General features: G+C 69.6%; 13 protein-coding genes and 2 pseudogenes. 6 read left to right on the top strand and 9 right to left on the bottom strand.

Annotated elements, in window-relative coordinates; genetic code table 11:
* Positions 1 to 67: 67 nt before the first annotated feature.
* Positions 68 to 2,260 carry an MMPL family transporter gene (locus CC117_RS11590; RefSeq protein WP_256385375.1) on the bottom strand — a complete coding sequence of 731 codons (2,193 nt, stop codon included), beginning with the start codon at positions 2,258 to 2,260 and terminating at the stop codon, positions 68 to 70.
* 292 nt (positions 2,261 to 2,552) lie between these two features.
* Entirely contained in the window at positions 2,553 to 2,954 is a 402-nt protein-coding gene (locus CC117_RS11585) for a hypothetical protein (RefSeq protein WP_071083736.1), read from the bottom strand.
* Positions 2,955 to 3,368: 414 nt separating this feature from the next.
* Here CC117_RS11585 and CC117_RS11580 point away from each other — a divergent pair, with 414 nt between their 5' ends.
* The 5 genes from CC117_RS11580 to CC117_RS11555 all read left to right on the top strand — a co-directional run bounded on the left by CC117_RS11580 (position 3,369) and on the right by CC117_RS11555 (position 9,547).
* Positions 3,369 to 4,052 (top strand): response regulator transcription factor, encoded by a 684-nt coding sequence (locus CC117_RS11580; protein WP_071083735.1) that lies wholly within the window; start codon positions 3,369 to 3,371, stop codon positions 4,050 to 4,052.
* Between the two features lie 6 nt (positions 4,053 to 4,058).
* Positions 4,059 to 5,477, top strand: coding sequence for a sensor histidine kinase (locus CC117_RS11575; protein ID WP_071083734.1), 1,419 nt, complete (start codon positions 4,059 to 4,061; stop codon positions 5,475 to 5,477).
* 207 nt (positions 5,478 to 5,684) lie between these two features.
* A complete protein-coding gene (locus CC117_RS11565; protein ID WP_071083732.1) occupies positions 5,685 to 6,638 on the top strand; it encodes an alpha/beta fold hydrolase in 954 nt (317 codons plus the stop codon).
* Positions 6,626 to 7,822, top strand: a complete 1,197-nt coding sequence (locus CC117_RS11560; RefSeq protein WP_071083731.1) for a glycosyltransferase — start codon at positions 6,626 to 6,628, stop codon at positions 7,820 to 7,822. The genes CC117_RS11565 and CC117_RS11560 overlap by 13 nt, the downstream gene beginning before the upstream one ends.
* A gap of 69 nt (positions 7,823 to 7,891) precedes the next feature.
* Positions 7,892 to 9,547: a GMC oxidoreductase gene (locus CC117_RS11555; protein WP_071083730.1), complete on the top strand. Its 1,656-nt coding sequence runs from the start codon at positions 7,892 to 7,894 to the stop codon at positions 9,545 to 9,547.
* 241 nt (positions 9,548 to 9,788) lie between these two features.
* On the opposite strand, the gene CC117_RS11550 is transcribed toward CC117_RS11555, so the two are convergent.
* Complete coding sequence (locus tag CC117_RS11550; protein WP_071083729.1) at positions 9,789 to 10,628, bottom strand: helix-turn-helix transcriptional regulator; 840 nt, start codon at positions 10,626 to 10,628, stop codon at positions 9,789 to 9,791.
* A gap of 272 nt (positions 10,629 to 10,900) precedes the next feature.
* On the opposite strand from CC117_RS11550, the gene CC117_RS11545 reads away from it, so the two are divergent.
* Positions 10,901 to 11,890 carry an SDR family oxidoreductase gene (locus CC117_RS11545; RefSeq protein ID WP_071083728.1) on the top strand — a complete coding sequence of 330 codons (990 nt, stop codon included), beginning with the start codon at positions 10,901 to 10,903 and terminating at the stop codon, positions 11,888 to 11,890.
* Here the strand turns inward: CC117_RS11545 and CC117_RS11540 are convergent.
* From CC117_RS11540 to CC117_RS34580, 6 genes and pseudogenes are all read right to left on the bottom strand, one after another.
* Positions 11,859 to 12,932: a class I SAM-dependent methyltransferase gene (locus CC117_RS11540; RefSeq protein WP_071083976.1), complete on the bottom strand. Its 1,074-nt coding sequence runs from the start codon at positions 12,930 to 12,932 to the stop codon at positions 11,859 to 11,861. The genes CC117_RS11545 and CC117_RS11540 overlap by 32 nt on opposite strands.
* Before the next feature lie 159 nt (positions 12,933 to 13,091).
* Positions 13,092 to 13,519, bottom strand: a pseudogene (locus CC117_RS40495) (Fic family protein); the annotation flags it as partial.
* A 70-nt stretch (positions 13,520 to 13,589) separates the two neighbouring features.
* The gene (locus tag CC117_RS11535; protein ID WP_198541816.1) at positions 13,590 to 15,506 is read right to left on the bottom strand and encodes a choline/carnitine O-acyltransferase; all 1,917 of its coding nucleotides are present in this window, start codon (positions 15,504 to 15,506) and stop codon (positions 13,590 to 13,592) included.
* Positions 15,507 to 15,552: 46 nt separating this feature from the next.
* Positions 15,553 to 16,533 carry a methyltransferase type 12 gene (locus tag CC117_RS11530; RefSeq protein WP_084131957.1) on the bottom strand — a complete coding sequence of 327 codons (981 nt, stop codon included), beginning with the start codon at positions 16,531 to 16,533 and terminating at the stop codon, positions 15,553 to 15,555.
* A 28-nt stretch (positions 16,534 to 16,561) separates the two neighbouring features.
* Positions 16,562 to 17,467, bottom strand: a complete 906-nt coding sequence (locus CC117_RS11525) for a HalD/BesD family halogenase (protein WP_407673512.1) — start codon at positions 17,465 to 17,467, stop codon at positions 16,562 to 16,564.
* Between the two features lie 244 nt (positions 17,468 to 17,711).
* Positions 17,712 to 18,100: pseudogene (locus CC117_RS34580) on the bottom strand (DUF1990 family protein).
* Positions 18,101 to 18,337: the final 237 nt, after the last annotated feature.

Genomic DNA, 18,337 nt, shown 5'->3' with positions numbered 1-18,337 from the left:
GCGGGGCGACAGCCGCCGCAGTCGTTGTTCATGGTGTCGGCGCCCGTGTGGAGAAGTGCGGGCGCACTCACGAGGTGTACCGCGTTCGGCTGYGGTGTCGTCCTGGTGTGTGATCGATGAACAGGGGCATGGTGGTTTCGGGATCCAGCATTTCCATGGTCACGACTGCTCTGGGTCGCATCGGATGATGCTTCTGGCGGCGGTGAACGAGGTGTGTGGCCGCCGGCAGGACCGCCATGCGGAGCACAAGTGCGTCGACGGCCAGGCCGGCGGCCACCCCGAACCCGATCATCTTGAGGGTTCGAGGTGATTGGGCGGCAATGGCGGCGAACGCGAATATCATGATCATGTTCATGGTGAGGATGACGTGGCCGAGGTCGGCGTGCCCACGTCGGATGTGGTCACTGCCGTGGCCACGGTCGGTTTTGGACAAGTCGCGTAGGGCGCCGCGGTTTCGCAGGGGGTCACGGCTCCCGCGGAGGCGGCCGGGACCGGCGGGACCGGCCTCGCGGAGGCGGCCGAGCAGGGCGAGGTTCATTCCGAGGGACAACCCGAAGGCCGAGACCATGACGGGCACGAGAACGAAAGGTTCGACCGGGCTGGTGGTGACCCCGAGCATGTCCGCGAACTGCTGATCCTGGAAGAGAATCCGTAGCGTGCCCGCGGCGGCCAGGACGGACAGCGTGCTGGAGGCGCCGAGAACAATGGCCAGGACGATCGAACGTGCCAGCAGAAACGTCACCAGGGCACTGGTGGCCAGCACGATCGCCAGGAATGTCGGGAGGCTGGCACGGAAGGTGGCGGCGCCGTCGTCGAACAGGGCGGTGGGGCCACCGATGTGGGCGGTTGTCGCCGTTCCGTGCAGCAGTGGGGGGAGGGTGTCGTCGCGCAGTCTGCTGATGAGTTCGCTGGCCTGGGAGGTGCGTGGGCCAGYTGTGGGCAGTACCCGGATGATCGCGGTTCCCCGGGTGTCGTCCGCAAGCGATACTTCCGCCCTCTTCACGCCTGGTACGCCCGCGATCATGGCAGTGATCATCGAAGGTGTGACGGCGCCCCCGGCCGCCGGGGCCGTGCCACGGATCCCGTCGACGGTCACCAGGACCGGCCCGTTCACCCCCGCGCCGAAGTTCTGACTGATCAGGTCATAGGCACGTCGAGACGTCAGCGACGTCGTCTCGCTGCCCGCGTCACCGCCACCGATGCGAAGCCCCAGGCTCTGGGCGGCCAGCCCCACCAGGAGCACGCCGGCCCCGGCGGTGATGATGGCGGGATACCGTCCGACCTGGGCGGCCCACCACGACCGTAGCCCTGGACGGCGTCCGAGCCCGGTGCCGGCGGTCGCGAGATGGTGACGCTCGGCCCAGCCCAGCAGCCGCGGGCCACCCACCACGAGTAGCGCCGGCAGCATCGTCACGATCACCAGGACGGTCGTCATGGCCGCGGCCGCTGCGGCAGACGCGACCTGCTCGAAGCCGTCCAGCCCGAGGCCGTCGACGATGATCATAGCGATGCTCAGCCCGAGGCCACCGACGATCACGGCGCCACCCGACGTCGCCATGACGGACAGGACCGCCTCGACGCGGTCCTCGCCGCGCAGCAACGCGGACTGCGTCCGGTAGACGATGACGACCGCGCCGCCCAGGCAGGTGCCGAAGGCGAGCACCGCGGCGATGATGGGAGCGAAGGACGTCAGCGCCGCCGAGCGGGCCAGCCAGGACACGACGGCGACCGCCAGGACGGCCGACGTCGCCGCCGGCGCCAGGCAGACCAGGACTCCCACCCGGGAACGCAACGTCACGCCTACCAGGAGAATCGAGGCAAGCACCGCGAGGACCAGGGGCACCGACGAGACATCCGCCGACTCGATCATCGTGGTGCCTGGTCCCGACATCTCGATCTGCAGCTGCGGATCGTCATAGGCGCGGGCCACATCGAGCAGACGATGCACCGCGTCCAGATCGGGCGCGAGTGCATCCGCTTTCATCATCACCGCGATCAGAGCGGTGCGCCGATCGGCGGTGACGGGATCGACGCCCAGCATCGCCCGACCCAGCGGCCCCGCGGGGTCGGCGACCAGAGCCACACCTGGCAGCTTGGCCAGTTCGGCAACGAGCGCGGCCGTCTGGTCGCGCACCGGAGGTTCGTCGAGGGTCCCGCGCCGCGCCCTGAGTACCAGCGTCTCGGTGTCCGGGAGCTTGCCCCCGGTGGCGGCCGCGACCCTGTCCATCGCCTGTGCGGAATCCGAGGTAGCCGGGGCCACCTCCTGGGTGTACCGAGGATGGGAATYGCGGATGAAAAGGGCCGATGCCAGGACGACAGCGATCCAGCCCGTCAGAACGARCCAGCGGCAGCGTACGAGGACGCGCGCGGGGGGTCGCGCAGCACCGAAAACTCCGCCATGCCCATCATGTATACGAGGGCTCCGGCGGCCAAAGGTCTCATAGAAAACGCCTACAGGAACCTCCGTGGACGTCTCTCACACATCATCTCGCCGGCCGCGGCGCGCCGTGACACAGGTCGGACAGTGAGCAGTTGCTGACGGGTTTTCGCGGTCATCCCGCCGAGAGGGGGTTGTCCGACAGGGCCCAGCCCTCGACCACCCGCGCACCCGTCGGCGCCGGGTTTTCCTTGAACTGYACGAACTCCATAGTCTTCAGCTCCGACCGCACGCCGGTCTTCTTGTCCAGGATGTAGACCGAGTACCGAATGGCTCCCCAGTCGCCCTCGATCAGGATGTTGTCCAGCTGCCCCAGCTCGATGTCGTACACCGCGAACAGCTGCCCCATCATGTCCTTGTATTCCTGCAGGGTCAGTCGCTTGCTGTAGACGTTGTAGTGGGCGTCCGACTCGTACAGCGTGTCGCACCACTTCAGCCATGCCTCGTAGCCGTGGTTCCACTGGTCGAAACCCTCCTGGAACCGCGCCCTGATACGTTCCTCAAAATCAGTGCTCATTCTGGTCGTCTGCCACCTTCCGTCTCGGGAAATCTGCTCCCGCGCCGCTCACCGGGTAGCGCTGTCGGCAGGGGGATGCCCGCCGCGGGGCGGGTCGCGGGCTGCGCGTGGTGATCGGGATGCTCCACACGATCAGCATGCTTACGCGCCAAGCTTGCCGTTACTTGAACGTTAGTTGCGGGTTTGCTGGAGGTGCCGTTGTGGCGGGCAGCTCCGGCTGATCGCCACGGAACCATCCGAGACGGGGCCGTGGGGGGGCGGCCGCCCCGCACACTCTTAGCCGGAAGATCGGCTGCTGCGGGCGTGCAGGCGCGGCCGGCCATCATGCCGCCGCGTCGTACCGACCTATCACGCCAGGTCACAGTGGGCGGGCCGGTCTCCGCCGCCCGGTGGGCCCGTCGCCATGATGGGCGCATGGTGCCCGTTCCTGTGATGGTGGTCGAAGACGAGGAGAACGTCTCCTACGTTGTCGCCATGGCGCTGCGGCTGGCGGACTTCGAGGTGATCGAGGTCTCCACCGGGYGCGAGGCGCTACGCCTTGCCAGTGGCGACACGCCGATCGGACTCGTCATCATGGATGTGATGTTGCCCGACCTCGACGGTTTCGAGGTCTGCCAGCGGATGCGTGCCGCCGGGGTGGAGGTGCCCGTCATCTTCCTGTCGGCTCGTGGTGGCCTCGACGACCGGGTGCGGGGGCTCACACTCGGCGGCGACGACTACCTGCCCAAGCCGTTCAGCGTCGAGGAGCTTGTCGCCCGGAGCCGGGCGATCCTGCGCCGCCGCGGCGCGGTCGCGAAGACATCCGTACTGACCTGCGGCGAGCTGAGCCTCGATGAGGACGCCCACCGGGTCACCGTCGGGGGCCGACCTGTCGTGTTGTCGCCGACCGAGTACAAGCTGCTGCGTTTCCTGCTGCGGAACGCCGGGCGGGTGATGACCAGGGCGCAGATTCTTGACCATGTCTGGGACTTTGCCTTCGACGGTGAGTCCACCGTCGTCGAAACCTTCGTCTCGTCGCTGCGGAAGAAGGTCGAAGTTTTTTCCCCGCGTCTTGTTCACACCGTGCGCGGCGTGGGTTACYGGCTCAGCGATGAATGATGTGGCATGACGCTCAGGCTACGGTTGGCGGTCGTCGGCGGGGTGGTGCTCGGGGTTCTCGCGATCGCCGGCTTTCTCATGATCCAGTCGGTGTGGACGGCCCAGATCGCCCAGATCGACCAGCAGCTCACCACCGGTGCGGCGGCGGCGGTGTCCCTCGGCGAGGCGGGGCCGTTGCCCGACCTGCCCTCACCTGTCGGGCCGGCCGAGGCCCTTCCCGGTGCCGTCTCGGCCATCCGGAGCGCGCAGAACGGTCTGAACTACTTCTACGTGGCGGTGCTGTCAGGCGACCGGCGCACGGTGATCCTCGAGCCGGCTGTCGCTGCGGGGCAGGCGCCCCAGACGCCGGCGGCGGGAGCGCGGCCCTTGACCTCGCTGCGCGCGGTGACTGTGAACTCGTCGTCCGGATCGCAACGGTGGCGGGTGGTCTTCGTCGCGGGCACGGGTGACCGGGATGTGCTGCTGGCCCAGTCGTTGGCGGGAGTGGAGGCCGCGACGGGACGGATCCGGTCAGCGATGTTCGCCGTCAGCGCGTTTGTGCYGACCGTTCTGGTAGCCGCCGGCTACTGGGTGGATCGGCTGGGCCTGCGCCCCATCGCCCGCGTGACGCAGGTCTCCGACGCGATTTCCATTGGTGATCGTTCTCGGCGGGTGGACGCGATGGGATCGCCCCGGTCGGAGGCCGGTCACCTGGCTCGCGCTTTCWACGTCATGTTGGACGAGCAGCAGGAGAGCCGGGATCGGCTCCAGCGCTTCGTCGCCGACGCCTCGCACGAACTACGCACGCCTGTCTCGGTGATACGGGGGCTCGCCGAGTTGTGGGGGCAGGGGCACCTGCGTGAACGTGAGGACCTCGACGAGACGATGCGCCGGATCGGGCGGGAGAGCCGCCGGATGGCAGACCTTGTGGAGGACCTGTTGCTCCTCGCGCGGCTGGACGAGAACGCAGCCGGGCAGCACGGACGCGTCGACCTCGCCGCGGTGGTCCGCGACGTCGAGCTTGAGGTGTCGGAGCGGTATCCGTCCCGCGAGCTGCGATGCCGCGTGTGCGGCCCGGTCATCGTGCAGGGGGATGAGGTGGCGGTGCGGCAGGTGCTCACCAACCTCCTGGAGAACGCGCTTGTGCACACCCCGCCCACCGCCTCGGTGTCGGTGCGGGCAGAGGAAGCCCGCGGCACGGCGGTTCTCCAGGTGAGCGACACCGGGCCGGGGATGAGCCCGCGGGATGCCGAGCGGGCGTTCGACCGGTTCTGGCGGGCCGATGCGAGCCGCTCCCGGCCCGGCTCGGGACTCGGCCTGCCGATCGTGGCGGCCATCGTCACCACCCACGGGGGGAAGATCGTCTTCGACACGTCGCCGGAGCGCGGGACAACCGTCCGCGTCGAACTGCCCACAATGGAAGATCTCCAGCAAACCCGCATCTAACGCTCAAGTCTGGGCAAGCCTGGCACGGGAGCATGGCGATCGTGCGGAGCATCCCAGCCACCACGCGAACCCCGCTGCCGCCGCCTGCCTGCTCTCGCCCTGCGGCGCGCGTCGGCATCCCGGCCACGACGCGCCTGGACGACGTGATCAGCGCGGGCGTCGGTGACGCCGTCCACCGGATCGCCGACAGCCCGTCCGGAGCCAGCTGTGGCTGACATCATCGCGAACGGGATCCGCCTGAACGTCCAGCGCCTCACCCCGAGATACGGGGCCGGCGATCCTGACGCGCCGATCGTCGTGATGCTGCACGGCATGGTGATCGACAACCTGTCCAGCCTGTACCTCAGCCTCGGTACCTACCTGGCCAACGCGGGCTGCGAGGTCATCYGCTACGACCTGCGTGGGCACGGGCGCAGCGAGCAGACGCCCGACAGGTACGACATGGCCAGCGCCCTCGCCGACCTGTCCGGGCTGCTGGCCGCGCTTGGTGTCGACCGGCCGGTACACCTGCTCGGCAACAGCTACGGGGCGACGTTGGCCCTGGCCCACAGCCTCACGCATCCGGAGCGGGTGGCGAGTCTGACGCTGATCGAGCCGCCTTTCCTCGTCGACAGTCTCGGCACCCAGCTGGAACACTCGCTCAGCCGGGTGCTCGCGGCGACCTCGCATGAGGACGTCGAGCGGTGGCTGGCCAACGACGCCAGGCGCGCGGCGGTGCGGACCATGCGCACCGCGCGACGGCTGCTGCGCGACACCACGCTGCGGCGGGACATGCTCGCCACCCCACCCTTCGACCTGGCGCGCTTGGCCGCGTTCACCGCGCCGGTGCTCGCCGTGTACGGCGCCAACTCGGACATCATCGACCAGGCGGCCAGCCTGTCGGCGCTGGTGCCCGACTGCACTCTGGTCGTCCTGCGCAACCACACCCACGGGGTGCTCCGTGAGGCCACCGGCTACCTGCGCACACTCACCCGCTGGTGGCTGTTCGAACGCGCGACGGCGCCTCTGCCGACCTACACCCCGCCGCCCGGCCCCGGCCACGTCATGCCCGACTGGGTACGCGAGAAGGTACCGCCGCCGGGTCTCGGAGCCCCGGGCCGCGATCATGACGACCGACTCCCGCGAACGGCCCGGGACGCTGGTGCGACATGGCGAGGGTGATGTTCGTGGTGCCGCCGCTCGCCGGCCATGTCCACCCGGCCGTCGCGGTCGCGGGGGAACTCGCCGCGCGCGGACACCAGGTCGCGGTCGCCGGTCATGCCGACGTCGTCGCGCCGATGATGCCGGCGGACGTCGAACTGCTCGCGTTGCCCGGGAGACGGGCCGACGACGCCGCGGAACGGATCAGGCTGGAGGCCGCGTCCCAGCGGCTTCGTGGCGTGGCCGCGCTGAAGTTCCTCTGGCAGGACTTTCTCCTCCCGCTCGGCGCGGCGATGATCCCCCAGATCGATGCTCTGATCAGCGAATTCCGTCCGGACGTCGTGGTCGCCGACCAGCAGGCCGTCGGTGCGTCGGTCGTGGCCCGCCGTCGAGGCACGCCGCTGGCCGTCCTCGCCACCACTCCCGCCGAGTTCGACGATCCCTACGCCGGGTTCGACCGCGTGGGCTCCTGGATCGCCGAACTGCTCGCAGACTTCCAGCTCGCCCACGGGATCTCCACGGAACAGGCCGCGGCCACGGACCCGCGCTTCTCCGACCAGCTCACCATCGTCTGCTCCGTGCCGGGCTTACTCGAAGCCAGCCGTTTCGCGGAGTCGGTGGTCTTCGTCGGCTGCGCGGCCGGTCGACGCCACGGCGACCCGGACTTCCCGTGGACGTGGCTGGACGAATCCCGGGCCACCGTCCTGGTGTCGCTGGGCACGGTCACCCGCGACGCCGGTCGCCGTTTCCTGCGGGCCGCCGCCGAGGCGGTCCGGTCGATGGCCACCGACGTGCAGGCGGTCGTGGTCGCACCGCCGGGGACCGCCGACGACCTGGCCCGGGAGGCGCCCGTCGAGCTGCTCGTCACGCCCCGCGTGCCGCAGCTCGCGTTGCTGCCACACCTGGCCGCGGTGGTTTGCCATGCCGGCAACAACACGGTGTGCGAGTCGCTGGCACACGGAGTCCCGCTGGTCGTCGCACCGGTCCGTGACGACCAGCCGATCATCGCGAGGCAGGTGGTACAGGCCGGGGCCGGTACCCGCATCCGGTTTGGCCGTGCCGGCGCGGCAACGATCGCCGATGCCCTGCGGACGGTGTTGGACGACCCGACCTACCGGACAGCCGCCACGCGGCTGCGCGGGCAGTTCACCGCCGCCGGCGGTGCGGCCGCGGCGGCCGCACACATCGAGAAACTCACCAGCTGAACCGGATCCGGCCTTGTGCCCGCGAGAGCGGAGAGCAGGCGTCCGGCAGTGGGCAGAACTGGAGTCAGGATGTCGGACAAAGTTTCCAGCAAAGCTCCCCTGAGTCGGGAAACCATGGTGGGCCTCACCCGTCGGAAGATGCTCGGAGCGGCTCTCGGGACGGCCGCTTTCGGCGCGGCCGCGGCCGGCGGGCTGGCTGCCTGCTCCGACGACATACAACCGCAGAGCTCCGGCGGTGCCGGGGCCGCCGGGACCGAGGTGCGGGAACGGGCCGTCGTCGTCGGCACCGGCTTCGGTGGGGGTGTGACAGCGCTGCGGCTGGCCGAGGCCGGCGTCCCGACGCTGGTCCTGGAACGCGGCATCCGGTGGCCGAGCGGGCCTGATGCGACAATCTTCAGCCGTTTCGCCACCGTCGACAACCGATCCTCCTGGCTGACCGACCACAGCATGATCCGAGGTGTCGACAAGACCTGGAGGCCGTTCACCGGGGTCATCGAGACCGTGGTGGGCGACGGTATGGACATCAACTGCGGAACCGGGGTCGGGGGCGGCTCCCTGACCTACCACGGCATGACGCTGCAGCCGACCAAGGAAAGCTTTGCCGCGTCCATGCCGACGGCAGCGGGCCTCTACGACGAGCTGAACCACTGGGCCTACCCGACCGTTGCCAGGATGCTGGGCATCTCCACGATCCCCGACGACATCCTGAACACCGAACCCTACCGCTCGTCCCGGCTGTTCCTGAAAACCGCACCGGACGCCGGCCTCCAGCCGTTCCGGGTTCCCCTGCCCGTCGACTGGAACTTCGTCCGGGGTGAGCTCAAGGGCGAGTACCAGCCGACCTACACCACCAGCGATCTGGCCTTCGGTGCCAACAACGGCGGCAAGCACTCCATCGATGTCACCTATCTGGCCGCCGCGGAGAAGACCGGCCGGGTGCGGGTGGAGCCGCTGCACGTCGTCCGCGACATCTCACTCGACGGGAAGAAGCGCTGGGTCCTGGCCGTCGACCGGATCGCTACCGACGGCACAGTCCAGGAACGGAAAAGGATCGTCGCGGACGCGGTGTTCCTCAACGCCGGCTCCGCCGGCACGACACGACTCCTGGTCAAAGCGCGCGCCAAGAACCTCGTGCCGAATCTGCCGGACGCCGTTGGCACCCAGTGGGGCAACAACGGCGACCGCATCTACGCCTGGACCGGGATGAACGGCGACATCGGAACCCAGCAGGGCGGCCCGGCCTGTGTGGGGGGCCGCGACCCGCTCAGCCCCATCCCGTTCACCTTCATTCACGCCGGATCGCCCATGCAGATCCCCGGGACCAAGATGATGACCGTCGTCGGCTTCGGGGTCGTCCAGGCGGCCGGCACCTGGGCCTACGATCCGGACAAGGACGACGCCAGACTGACCTGGCCGGCGTCCGCCGAGGCCGACCTGCAGAAGCTGATCGCCGAACGCATGCAGCGGATTGCCGCCGCGGGCGGCGGGACAATGATCGACACCGACCAGGCCGCACCGTCGACCTGGCATCCGCTGGGCGGCGTTCCCATGGGGGCCGCCGTCGACCAGTACGGCCGGATGCTCGGCCACCGCGGCCTCTACGTACTCGACGGCGCACGGATCCCCGGCTCCACCGGCGCCTGCAACCCGTCCATGACAATCGCCGCCCTGGCCGAACACAGCATGGCCACGATCGTCCGCCAGGACGTCGGACAGGTTTTCTAGTGCCGTGACCGGCAAGGTTCGCCCCGGCCGGTCACGGCACTAACATCACGAAGCTCGGGCGGGCCGGTGTCTCCGGCTGCGGCAGCGCCGGCGCTCGACTGGTGCGCGCGGCGGTCGTCAACGCTGTGGCGCACGCCGACCACCGGCAGCTTCGAGGGCAGCCGCCCCTGCACGTATCAAACTTTTGGTCCGCCGTTCGGCGGTGATCTGCTTTTTCGCGGGCGGACGAGCGAGGTCGTGGTCAGGGAATGGTCTGTGTGCTGATGACGACGAGTAGTTGCAGCTTCTCGTAGCTTTCGCTGCCGGGCTCGGCGGTGTAGACGAGGAGGCGGTGAGACTGGTCCGGGTCCAGGAGTGTCTGACAGTTGAGTTCCAGCATCCCGACCTCCGGATGCGCGAAACGCTTGACCTGAGTGGGGCGGATGCCGACCTCGTGGCTGTCCCAGAGTTCGCGGAACTGCTCGCTCTGCTCACGAAGGAGGTCAGCGAGGTGTTCCGCCTTCGATCCTGGACCACGCAGTGTCGCGACCTCTCGCAGCCCGGCGACGTACACCCGTGAAAGCAGTGCGCGCTCCTCTGGTGGATACACCTCGCGGACAGCGGGATCGGTGAACCACCGGTACCCGAGGCTGCGCCGCGAACCGGTGAACCGACCGGCGTCACCAGTGAGCGCGATCCCCATCGGAGTCTGCCGGAGGGTCTCACCGAGCTCGGTGACGATCTCAGCGGGCGTGTCCTGGAGGCGGTCGAGGACGCGCAGGAGACCCGGACCGATGTGATCGCTGGTCGCTCCACGGGCAGGTGGGTTGTTACCCGACAGGCGGAACACATGATCGCGCTCATCCAGCGAGAGATGCAGGCCCTGCGCGATCGACGCGATCATCTGCTCCGAGGGCTGGGGCCCGGTCCCTCGTTCCAGACGAGCGTAGTAGTCGGTCGACATGTGGCAGAGCGCGGCGACCTCTTCGCGTCGCAGGCCGTCGGTCCTCCTTCGCGGCCCGCGTGGCAGTCCGACGTCTTCGGGCTGGAGGGACTCCCGTCTGCGTCGGAGGAACGTCGCCAGTCCAGCGCGATCGATCACAGTGGTGCCCTCTTCAACAGTGGTCCCCTCTTCATCCGCGCCGCCCGGCGATCGGGCTGATTCGTTTCTGCCATCGGGAGGGCTCGACAGCCACGACCTGTCGGTCCACCCCTCACCACCGCGGGTTCCCGGTGATCGAGCTCAGGCGATCACGGCCGAGTGAGGGATCGGCAACCAGTGGATATGCCAGCCCTGAATCCACTGACGGCCAGGCCTCAGCCTGGTTGCACACGTCGCCCCGCGGCCGATCGCCACAGAACGAAGGAGACCTCATGGCACGCAACACCGACCGGCCCATCCCCGACCTGACCGGCAAACTCGCCGTTGTCACGGGCGCGAGCGACGGAATCGGGCAGGTGATCGCCRCCCACCTCGCCCAGGCTGGCGCCGAGGTGGTCATGCCCGTGCGATCGGCCGCGAAGGGTGAGAGAGYCGCAGCCCGTATCCGCACTCAGGTGGCAGGCGCGAAGATCTCGACTCGCGCCCTCGACCTGTCCTCGCTGGACTCCGTGGCCGCCCTGGCGGACCAGCTCAAGGGAGAGGGGCGTGCGATCAACATCCTCATCAACAACGCAGGCGTCATGACGCCGCCTCACCGCCAGGTGACGAAGGATGGGTTCGAACTGCAGTTCGGTATCAACCATCTCGGCCACTTTGCGCTCGTTCTGGGCCTGCTGCCGCTACTCAGGGAAGGCGGAGCCCGGGTCACGCATCAGACGAGCATCGCCGCGAGAAGCGGCGAGATCAACTGGGCGGACCTCGGCTGGAAGACCGACTACGACGTAATGAAGGCCTATGCCCAGTCCAAGATCGCCGTGGCTCTGTTCGCCCGCGAACTCGACGCGCGCAGCAGGGCTGCCGGGTGGGGCATCTCCAGCAACCTCGCCCACCCTGGCATCTCACCCACGAATCTGCTCGCCGCGCAGCCGGGCATGGGCCGGGAGAGGGAGACGGGCGGGCGTCGCCTGATCCGCGTCCTGTCACGCCTCGGCGTCACCGGCACGGTCGCCGGCGCCGCGCTCCCGGCGGTGATGGCCGCGACCGATCCCGCGTCACGCGGGGATCAGTTCTACGGTCCGAAGCGTACGCTCGGCGGCCCGCCCGTTCTGCAGAAGCAGCTGTGGCCCACGATGCGGAGCATGGACGACGCGCGCCGGCTCCAGGAGGTATCCGAGCGGCTGGTCGGCGTGCGGTTCGCCGCCTGGCCCTGCCGCGCGGCGCCCCACCGCGCTACGCGGTCCGGCGATGAACGTGATGGATGAGGCGGGCGATCCCGCGATAGGGGTCCCGCGCCCCGGCTGCCCACTCGGCGTCGACGACGGCGTCCACGTCCGGCCCCGGCGGGAGGTCACCGAGATGATCGGTGAAGGTCCTGATCCCGTACCAGGCGAGCGACCGGGACCCGGCGGCGGTGAGGATCGCGGCGACGTTCGCCGGATCGTCGCCGGGTGGCAGCTGCACCGCCGGCTGCCAGCCCGGCCCAGCGACTCCAGCGACTCCGGCGGTCCCAGCAGTCCCAGCAGTCCCAGCGGTTACAGCGGCTCCAGCGGCTCCGGCAGTCCCAGCGGCTCCGGGCTCGCCGAGCAGCGCTGCGGTGTCCCGCCAGCGACCCTGCAGTCCCGCACGCAGCGCGAGCGCCGGGCCGTTCTTGCCGACCACGGAGATGATCCCGCCGGGCCGGGTGAGCTCGACGAGGACGTTCAACAGGGGCGCCGGCTCGGGGACGAACATGATGACGCCGTGGCAGAAGGTGGCGTCCCAGCCGGCCCCCACCAGGCGGGCGGCGTCCCGCCCGTCCCCCTGGACCAGTTCGACGCGCCGCCGGACCGATTCGGGGGCGTCGGCCAGCCCATGGCGCGCCTCGGCCAACATCCCCGGGTCGGGCTCGCAGACGGTCACGTCGTATCCCCGTCGGGCGAACTCCAACGCCTGCACACCGTTCCCGCCGCCGATGTCCAGCAGCCGCGCTGGGGCGGGCGGCAGATGCCCGACCAGCGCGCGGGTGACCAGCCGCTGCCGGACGACTCCCCGCAGCGTCACCGTGTGCGCCACATAGTCGGCCGCGTCCGTGTAGTCCGCCGTGTCCGGGCCGTCGACGACGGCGAGCACCCGGCCCCCGTAGGCGGCCTGCTCCCCGTGCCGCGACTCCGGCCGGTGGCCGGCGACCCGCGCCGACGCCTCGTTCGGCGGCCCACCGACCTGCGGCTCCCGAAGCTCGGTGCCGGACGCCGACCGGCGGCCCGGAGGCGGAACGGTGGGGTCGACGACGGGCGTGCGGCGATCGCTGACCGGGGACGGCTGCATCAGGCAGTGCTCCTTCTTTTGCTGAGGGCCTGACTGAGGGCCTGTCCCGTTCGGCGGTGCCGCGAACCTCGTCCGCGCCATCCCCGGCATGCTTCCGGTCACTCCGGGCAGCGCGAACGGGCGACGGCCTTCCGCCGGTACCGGCGGCAGCACCCCTCGGCCGGACGATCGGTAGCGGGCCCGGGTCCGGCCGACCGGTTCCAGGACCTGTGCGGTGGTGAGGTCACGAAGGTCGCGCTGCGCCTGCTGCAGGCTCAGGCTCTCGGCGTGCTCGTAGCGTGAGCGGCGGACGCGTCCGGCCACGGCCACGTCGTGCAGGGCCGTTACCACCCGCTCGTCCAGACCAGCGCTCTGTGCGAAGGCCGTGAGCGCGCCCCGACCCGCCCGGAGCGGTCGAGCCGACCCGCAACGGTCTGGGCCTGCTGGTGGTAGGCGGTCAGGTTGAACCGGATCCAGCTGGAGACGTCCTGGTCGGGAAGGTACGTCGGGCCCCGGTCGGCGAGTTCGCGGTAGTACTCCCAGGTGTTGCCGGGGCGGCCGTGCCACGCCTCGATGGACGGGCCGCCGAACCCAGGCGCTCTGCTTCCGACGGCGGCTCCGTCACCCCGGTTCCAAGGCCGGGAGTCTGGCTCCCGGCCTTGGAACCGTACGTGCCCCTCAGCGTGCGGCGAGACTCCCGTCGGCCGCGAGGAGATCCTGGAGCTCGGTGAGAGCCGTCCGCAGATGCCCGGCGAAGGAGTGCATCTCGTCCGCCACGACGCTCGGGGTGCTCAGGTAGACGTTGAAGCGGTCCGGCAACAGCACGTAGGCGATCCCGATGCACTTGTTGCTGGTCGACCCGAATCCGAAGTACTGGATGTGGGTGGACGGCGCCGAGCTCGTGCTCAGGTAGTCGTCCCGGGTGATCAGCCAGCCGGGGGTGTCGAACAGGTCGAGGTGCTCGGTGATCCCCAGTTCCTCGCCGCGGCGGGCCTGGATGAACTGGAGCTCCCAGAGGTGCTGCTCCGGAGCCCGCCCCGCCTGGCAGTCCCGCGCCCGCGCGACGTGCCTGTCGGCCGCGGCCCGCAGCGCTGCCAGCCGGGCGGCCGGGTCGGCGGCCGGGTCGTCCATCACCTGGACGAACGCCTGGATCTCCGGTGTGATGACCCGCATCGCCTCGGTGCGGCCACGCCGGTACTGCCGGGTCGCGATCGACTCGTAGGTGGCGCCGACCAGGCCCTTCGAGCGGTTGTGCGCGAGCTGGTAGGCGAGCTGGACGAACGCGTCCGGCGAGATCCGCAGGCTCTTCGCCCGGTTGGACCCGAAGTCGCTGAACGACAGGGGGGCGGTGGCCGTGGCGGCGGCGTACGCGCTGAACTCGTCGCCGGCGGCAAGGACGTCCGCACGCAGGTCGTCGTCCAGCGTGAACGTGATCGGGCGGACGGCGGGCACGCCCTGGGAGCGCGCGCCGGACCGGGCCGAGTGCTCGGCCGCCGGAGCGCCGAGCATGTCGTCGACCAGGCTCAGCACCGTCGTCCCGTCGAGGCCGCAGTGCTCGATGTTGATGCCGGCACTGCCGTCGGCGAAGACGATGAGGGACACCGACTTGTCGAACCAGCGGTTGCCGCTGTCGCCGTGGAGAAGGTTGTCGCACGCCTCCTTGACGTCGGCGGCCGTGAGGTCGTCGAGGCAGACGCAGAACAGCGCGGTCTCGACGGTGTCGAGGGCGGTCGCGTTACCCGGATCACAGGCGAGCAGCGCATCCCGGCTCGTCGCCCAGGCGGCGCGGGCCTTGGTGGTGAGCCGGCCGACGGACGTCTCCGGGGCGGCGCGGTCCGCGCCCGCCTTCAGGATCGCGTCCAGACCGCTCTCGAGATCGTCGAGGGTGTGCGGCTGCCCCTCGGGGCCCACCACGTCCATCCGGAACATGTGGCCGCGGTGGAAGACCACGATGTGGCGTGCGCTGGAGGGGCCTGGTGACGGCTCGTTGTAAGGGGTGCGGACGGTGTCCTGCACCTGCCCGGGGATGCGGGTCGTGGAGAACAGGAAGCGGTTCTGGTCCATCGACAGCGGCTGGCCGCGCTGCATGATCGGCTCGATCGCCTCCGCGTCGAGGCGAACCTTGTAGTCCAGCGCCGAGGCGATCAGCCCCGCGGCCCGGGCGGCCTGACCGGCGTCGGACTCCTCGAAGAGGAAGATGAAGTTCGCGTTCAGCGCGATGCGGTCACGCCGCCCCAGGTAGCGGGAGGCCCAGAACGCGTCGAGCCAGCTGTGCACGCCGGGGGTGGCGTCGTAACGCTCCAGCTCGGCGTGCAGGGCCCGGCCCGGGCCGCCCGGGCGCGCGAACGCGGCCACCGCCGCCTCGGTGGCCGCGAGCTCGTCCGGGGTCAGCAACGGGGAGCACCACTGCAGGAACCGGGCGCAGGTGTCGTCCAGGCTGGGCAGCGGCACCCGTGGAAGCTGGTCGTCGTTGACGAACGTGCTGGTGGACGACCATTGCGGCCCGGGGTCGCTTACCGCGGGGCTCGGCTGCCGGGGGCCCGCTGCCGCGGCCCCGGGCGCGTCGCTGCTCGATGGCAGGGCGTTCGGCRTCATACTTGACCTCGGTGGACGTGGGACGGGTAGCCCGACGGCCGTCGGGCTACTGCTGATGGCTGAGCTGACGCCAGGGATGCCGGTTCCGGAGCGCCGGCGCTGGCGCGGTGCGCGCGGCGGAGGTGCTGCGCGGGCGGGACACGTACAGCTGGGCGTACATCCAGCCGTCGCTCTCCAGACCGTGCGGGTCGATGCCCCCCGTGGTGAGGCTGTCCAGCACGAGCTGCTGTTCCTGCGCGGAGGCGAACCTGCGTTGGCGGAACGTGCGGTCGAGCGTGACCGTCTCGTATCCCCTCTCGCGCAGGCTCGCCCCGATGGCGTCGAACGGGAACATCCGCAGTACGAAATGGGCCATCCACGGTAGCTTTCCGTCAGCCGCCGCGACGGCGTCGAGAACCCGCGAGATGGTTCGTTCGCCAACATAGCCGAGGCAGCCGGTCGAGATGACAAGGTCGGTGCCAGCGAGCTGCTGACGCTGCCGTTCGGTGAGCTCCCCCGTCTCCAGATCGGCGTGCACGGCGTCGTCGAGGAAGCCTGCGGCGAGAGCGTAGGAGAGGGCTTCGTCCGACACGTCGAGGCCCACGAACACCGCCTCGGGTGACCGGGAGCCGGCCGAGGATCCGTCGGCGCTCTGGTGCCCGGAAGTGGGTAAGGGGACCACGCTGGTGGAACGGACCAGCTCGCGGTCGCGGGCCAGCAGCTCTTCGCGGGAACAGCCTTGGGCCGCGGCCTCCCCGTACCGTTCGTACAGGCGCTCCAGGGTCACCCCGCAGCGCAGCAGCGCTGGATTGATCCCGTAGGACGAACCGATGTCGAGGACCTTCAACGGCGACGGGTGACGCCCATGCGAATCTTCGGGCCTGGGGCGCCTCGCCGCGCGGTAGTCGGCCATGGCCTCGACGAAATACGGCCGGGCGAGCTCGGGGATCCGGTAGTCGAGCGTGCGCAGCGTCGTGAAGTACGCCCGTGGATCGGGCTGATCGTAGATGTGGTCCAGCGAGACTTTGCCAGTGGCATCGAAATGCACAGGTCAGGCTCCTGATCGGATCGCCGGCTCAGTCCAGCAGGCAGTCGCCCCGGACGCGGGCCGCCTGCCGGGCGGCCTCGAGATGTTCGGGCAGCACCCGGCCGAACAGCTGTTTCGTGCGCGCGACGCTCCCGATGACGCCGGGGCGCTCGCAGTAGGCGAAGATCGCCGAATGGCGGGCGCTGCCCCCCTGGAYCGGGCTGACCCGGTGCAGGGAGAAGCGGCCCCGGAACAGCTGGAGATCGCCGGGACGAAGCACGAGGCGCTGCACCCGCCGGTCATCTCGACCGGTAAGGACGTCACGCACGGCTTCGAGGTTCTCGGCTTCGGCGGACCGGATGTCGGGACAGTACTCGAAGACCCCGCCGGCCTCGGACTCCTGGGTCAGCAGGCTCAGCGAGAACTCGTTGGTGTCGAAATGCCAGGGGTGCTCGTCTCCGGGTCGGATCACGTTGAGACACAGCTGTGCCAGTGGGTCCGCCAGCTCGTACAGACGGTCGAGCCCGCAGCAGGCAGCCACGAACCGTTGGAACGACCCACTGGAATACAACCGCCGTATGCCCACATCGTCGGGGACGAGATCGGCTGCGACGAAAGCGTTTCCGCGCTGCAGGACGATACGCCCGGGGTGATCTTCGGGTAGCGACGTGCGCACGTCGATGTTGTAGGCGTTGACCGTCTCGGGCTGGTAGTACGCCGACGGAGCAAGTGCCGCGCATTCGGCCCGCAGGGCCTCACGGGCAGCGGGGCGAACGAAGTCGGTGAGTACGCTGCAACCCGTCGTCTCCAGCTCTCGACGGATTCTGGCCACCAGGTCGAGCCAGGCTCCGCCCGCAGGGTGYGCGAGAGGATAACGGTCGGTGTCGACCAGGTCATCCAGGTCGTCCAGGTCATCCGGGCCGTCCAGGCCGTCGGACGGAGCAGAGCAGGCCACGCCGCCCKCTGCAGCAGTTCCCGAGCGGCTCACGAGATCCTCCCTATGCCGGGCGTGCGCACCTCGTCATGGCGCGCCTGACTGGGTTTCCGACATTCTCACCCCGGTTACCAGCCCATGAACACACCTGTGAGATCCGACACTTTATTCCCTTCCTCTGTAATCAGGGCCCGCAATCACGATTCCTTCTCGACATCGTCATTGGCCAACCTCGGAGCACGGCCGTTGAGTCGGTGGAAGGCGATCAGGCCGGCAGGCACGGATCGCTTGTTCCCGGCGGCGAAGGCACGATCGCGGGCGGGTGAATGCAGGAACGCGGCGGCCCTGCCATCCGGAGCCGGCTGAAGGCCGTCACGGCCAGCCAGACGGCGCCGGCGGCGTCCCGCTCGACGACGAAGGCCTCCTCGCCGACCTCCGGGTGATCCGGCAGTGTCCCGTAGGCAAAACCGCGCCGATCGCGGCGGCGGTGTCCAGTACGAGCTCGCCGTGCCCCAGCAGCACGCGGCGCCACAGATGCCGGTAGCCCGCGGGCAGGCTGCCGCCCGCGGTCGCCCCATGCTCGGGGTAGGTCAGTTCCGCTCGCCGGTAGCGCGCCGACTCCCGCTCCAGCGACCTGGCGACAACCAGACGCATCCCGCCAGAACGCCCGTCGCGGCGCTGCTGGGTGAGGTGACACTCGTGGGTGAGGTGACACCCGGCCGATCGACGCGCCGGGCGCGATAGTTCACAAAGGCGCGAGATTCCCGACATCTGTCGGTCGGGCGGCATTCCCCTCACGACCGGCCTTTCCCAAGGCCAGTTTCACCGGCCCCTCTCCGGGTAATCATTTGGGCAATAAACATTGCCGAGGTTCCGGTGACCGCGAGAAAG

Source organism: Parafrankia colletiae (assembly GCF_001854655.1).
Taxonomy (GTDB): domain Bacteria; phylum Actinomycetota; class Actinomycetes; order Frankiales; family Frankiaceae; genus Parafrankia; species Parafrankia colletiae.
The sequence above is the reverse complement of the archived record's forward strand: the minus strand, read 5'-3'. Positions and strand labels throughout refer to the sequence as shown.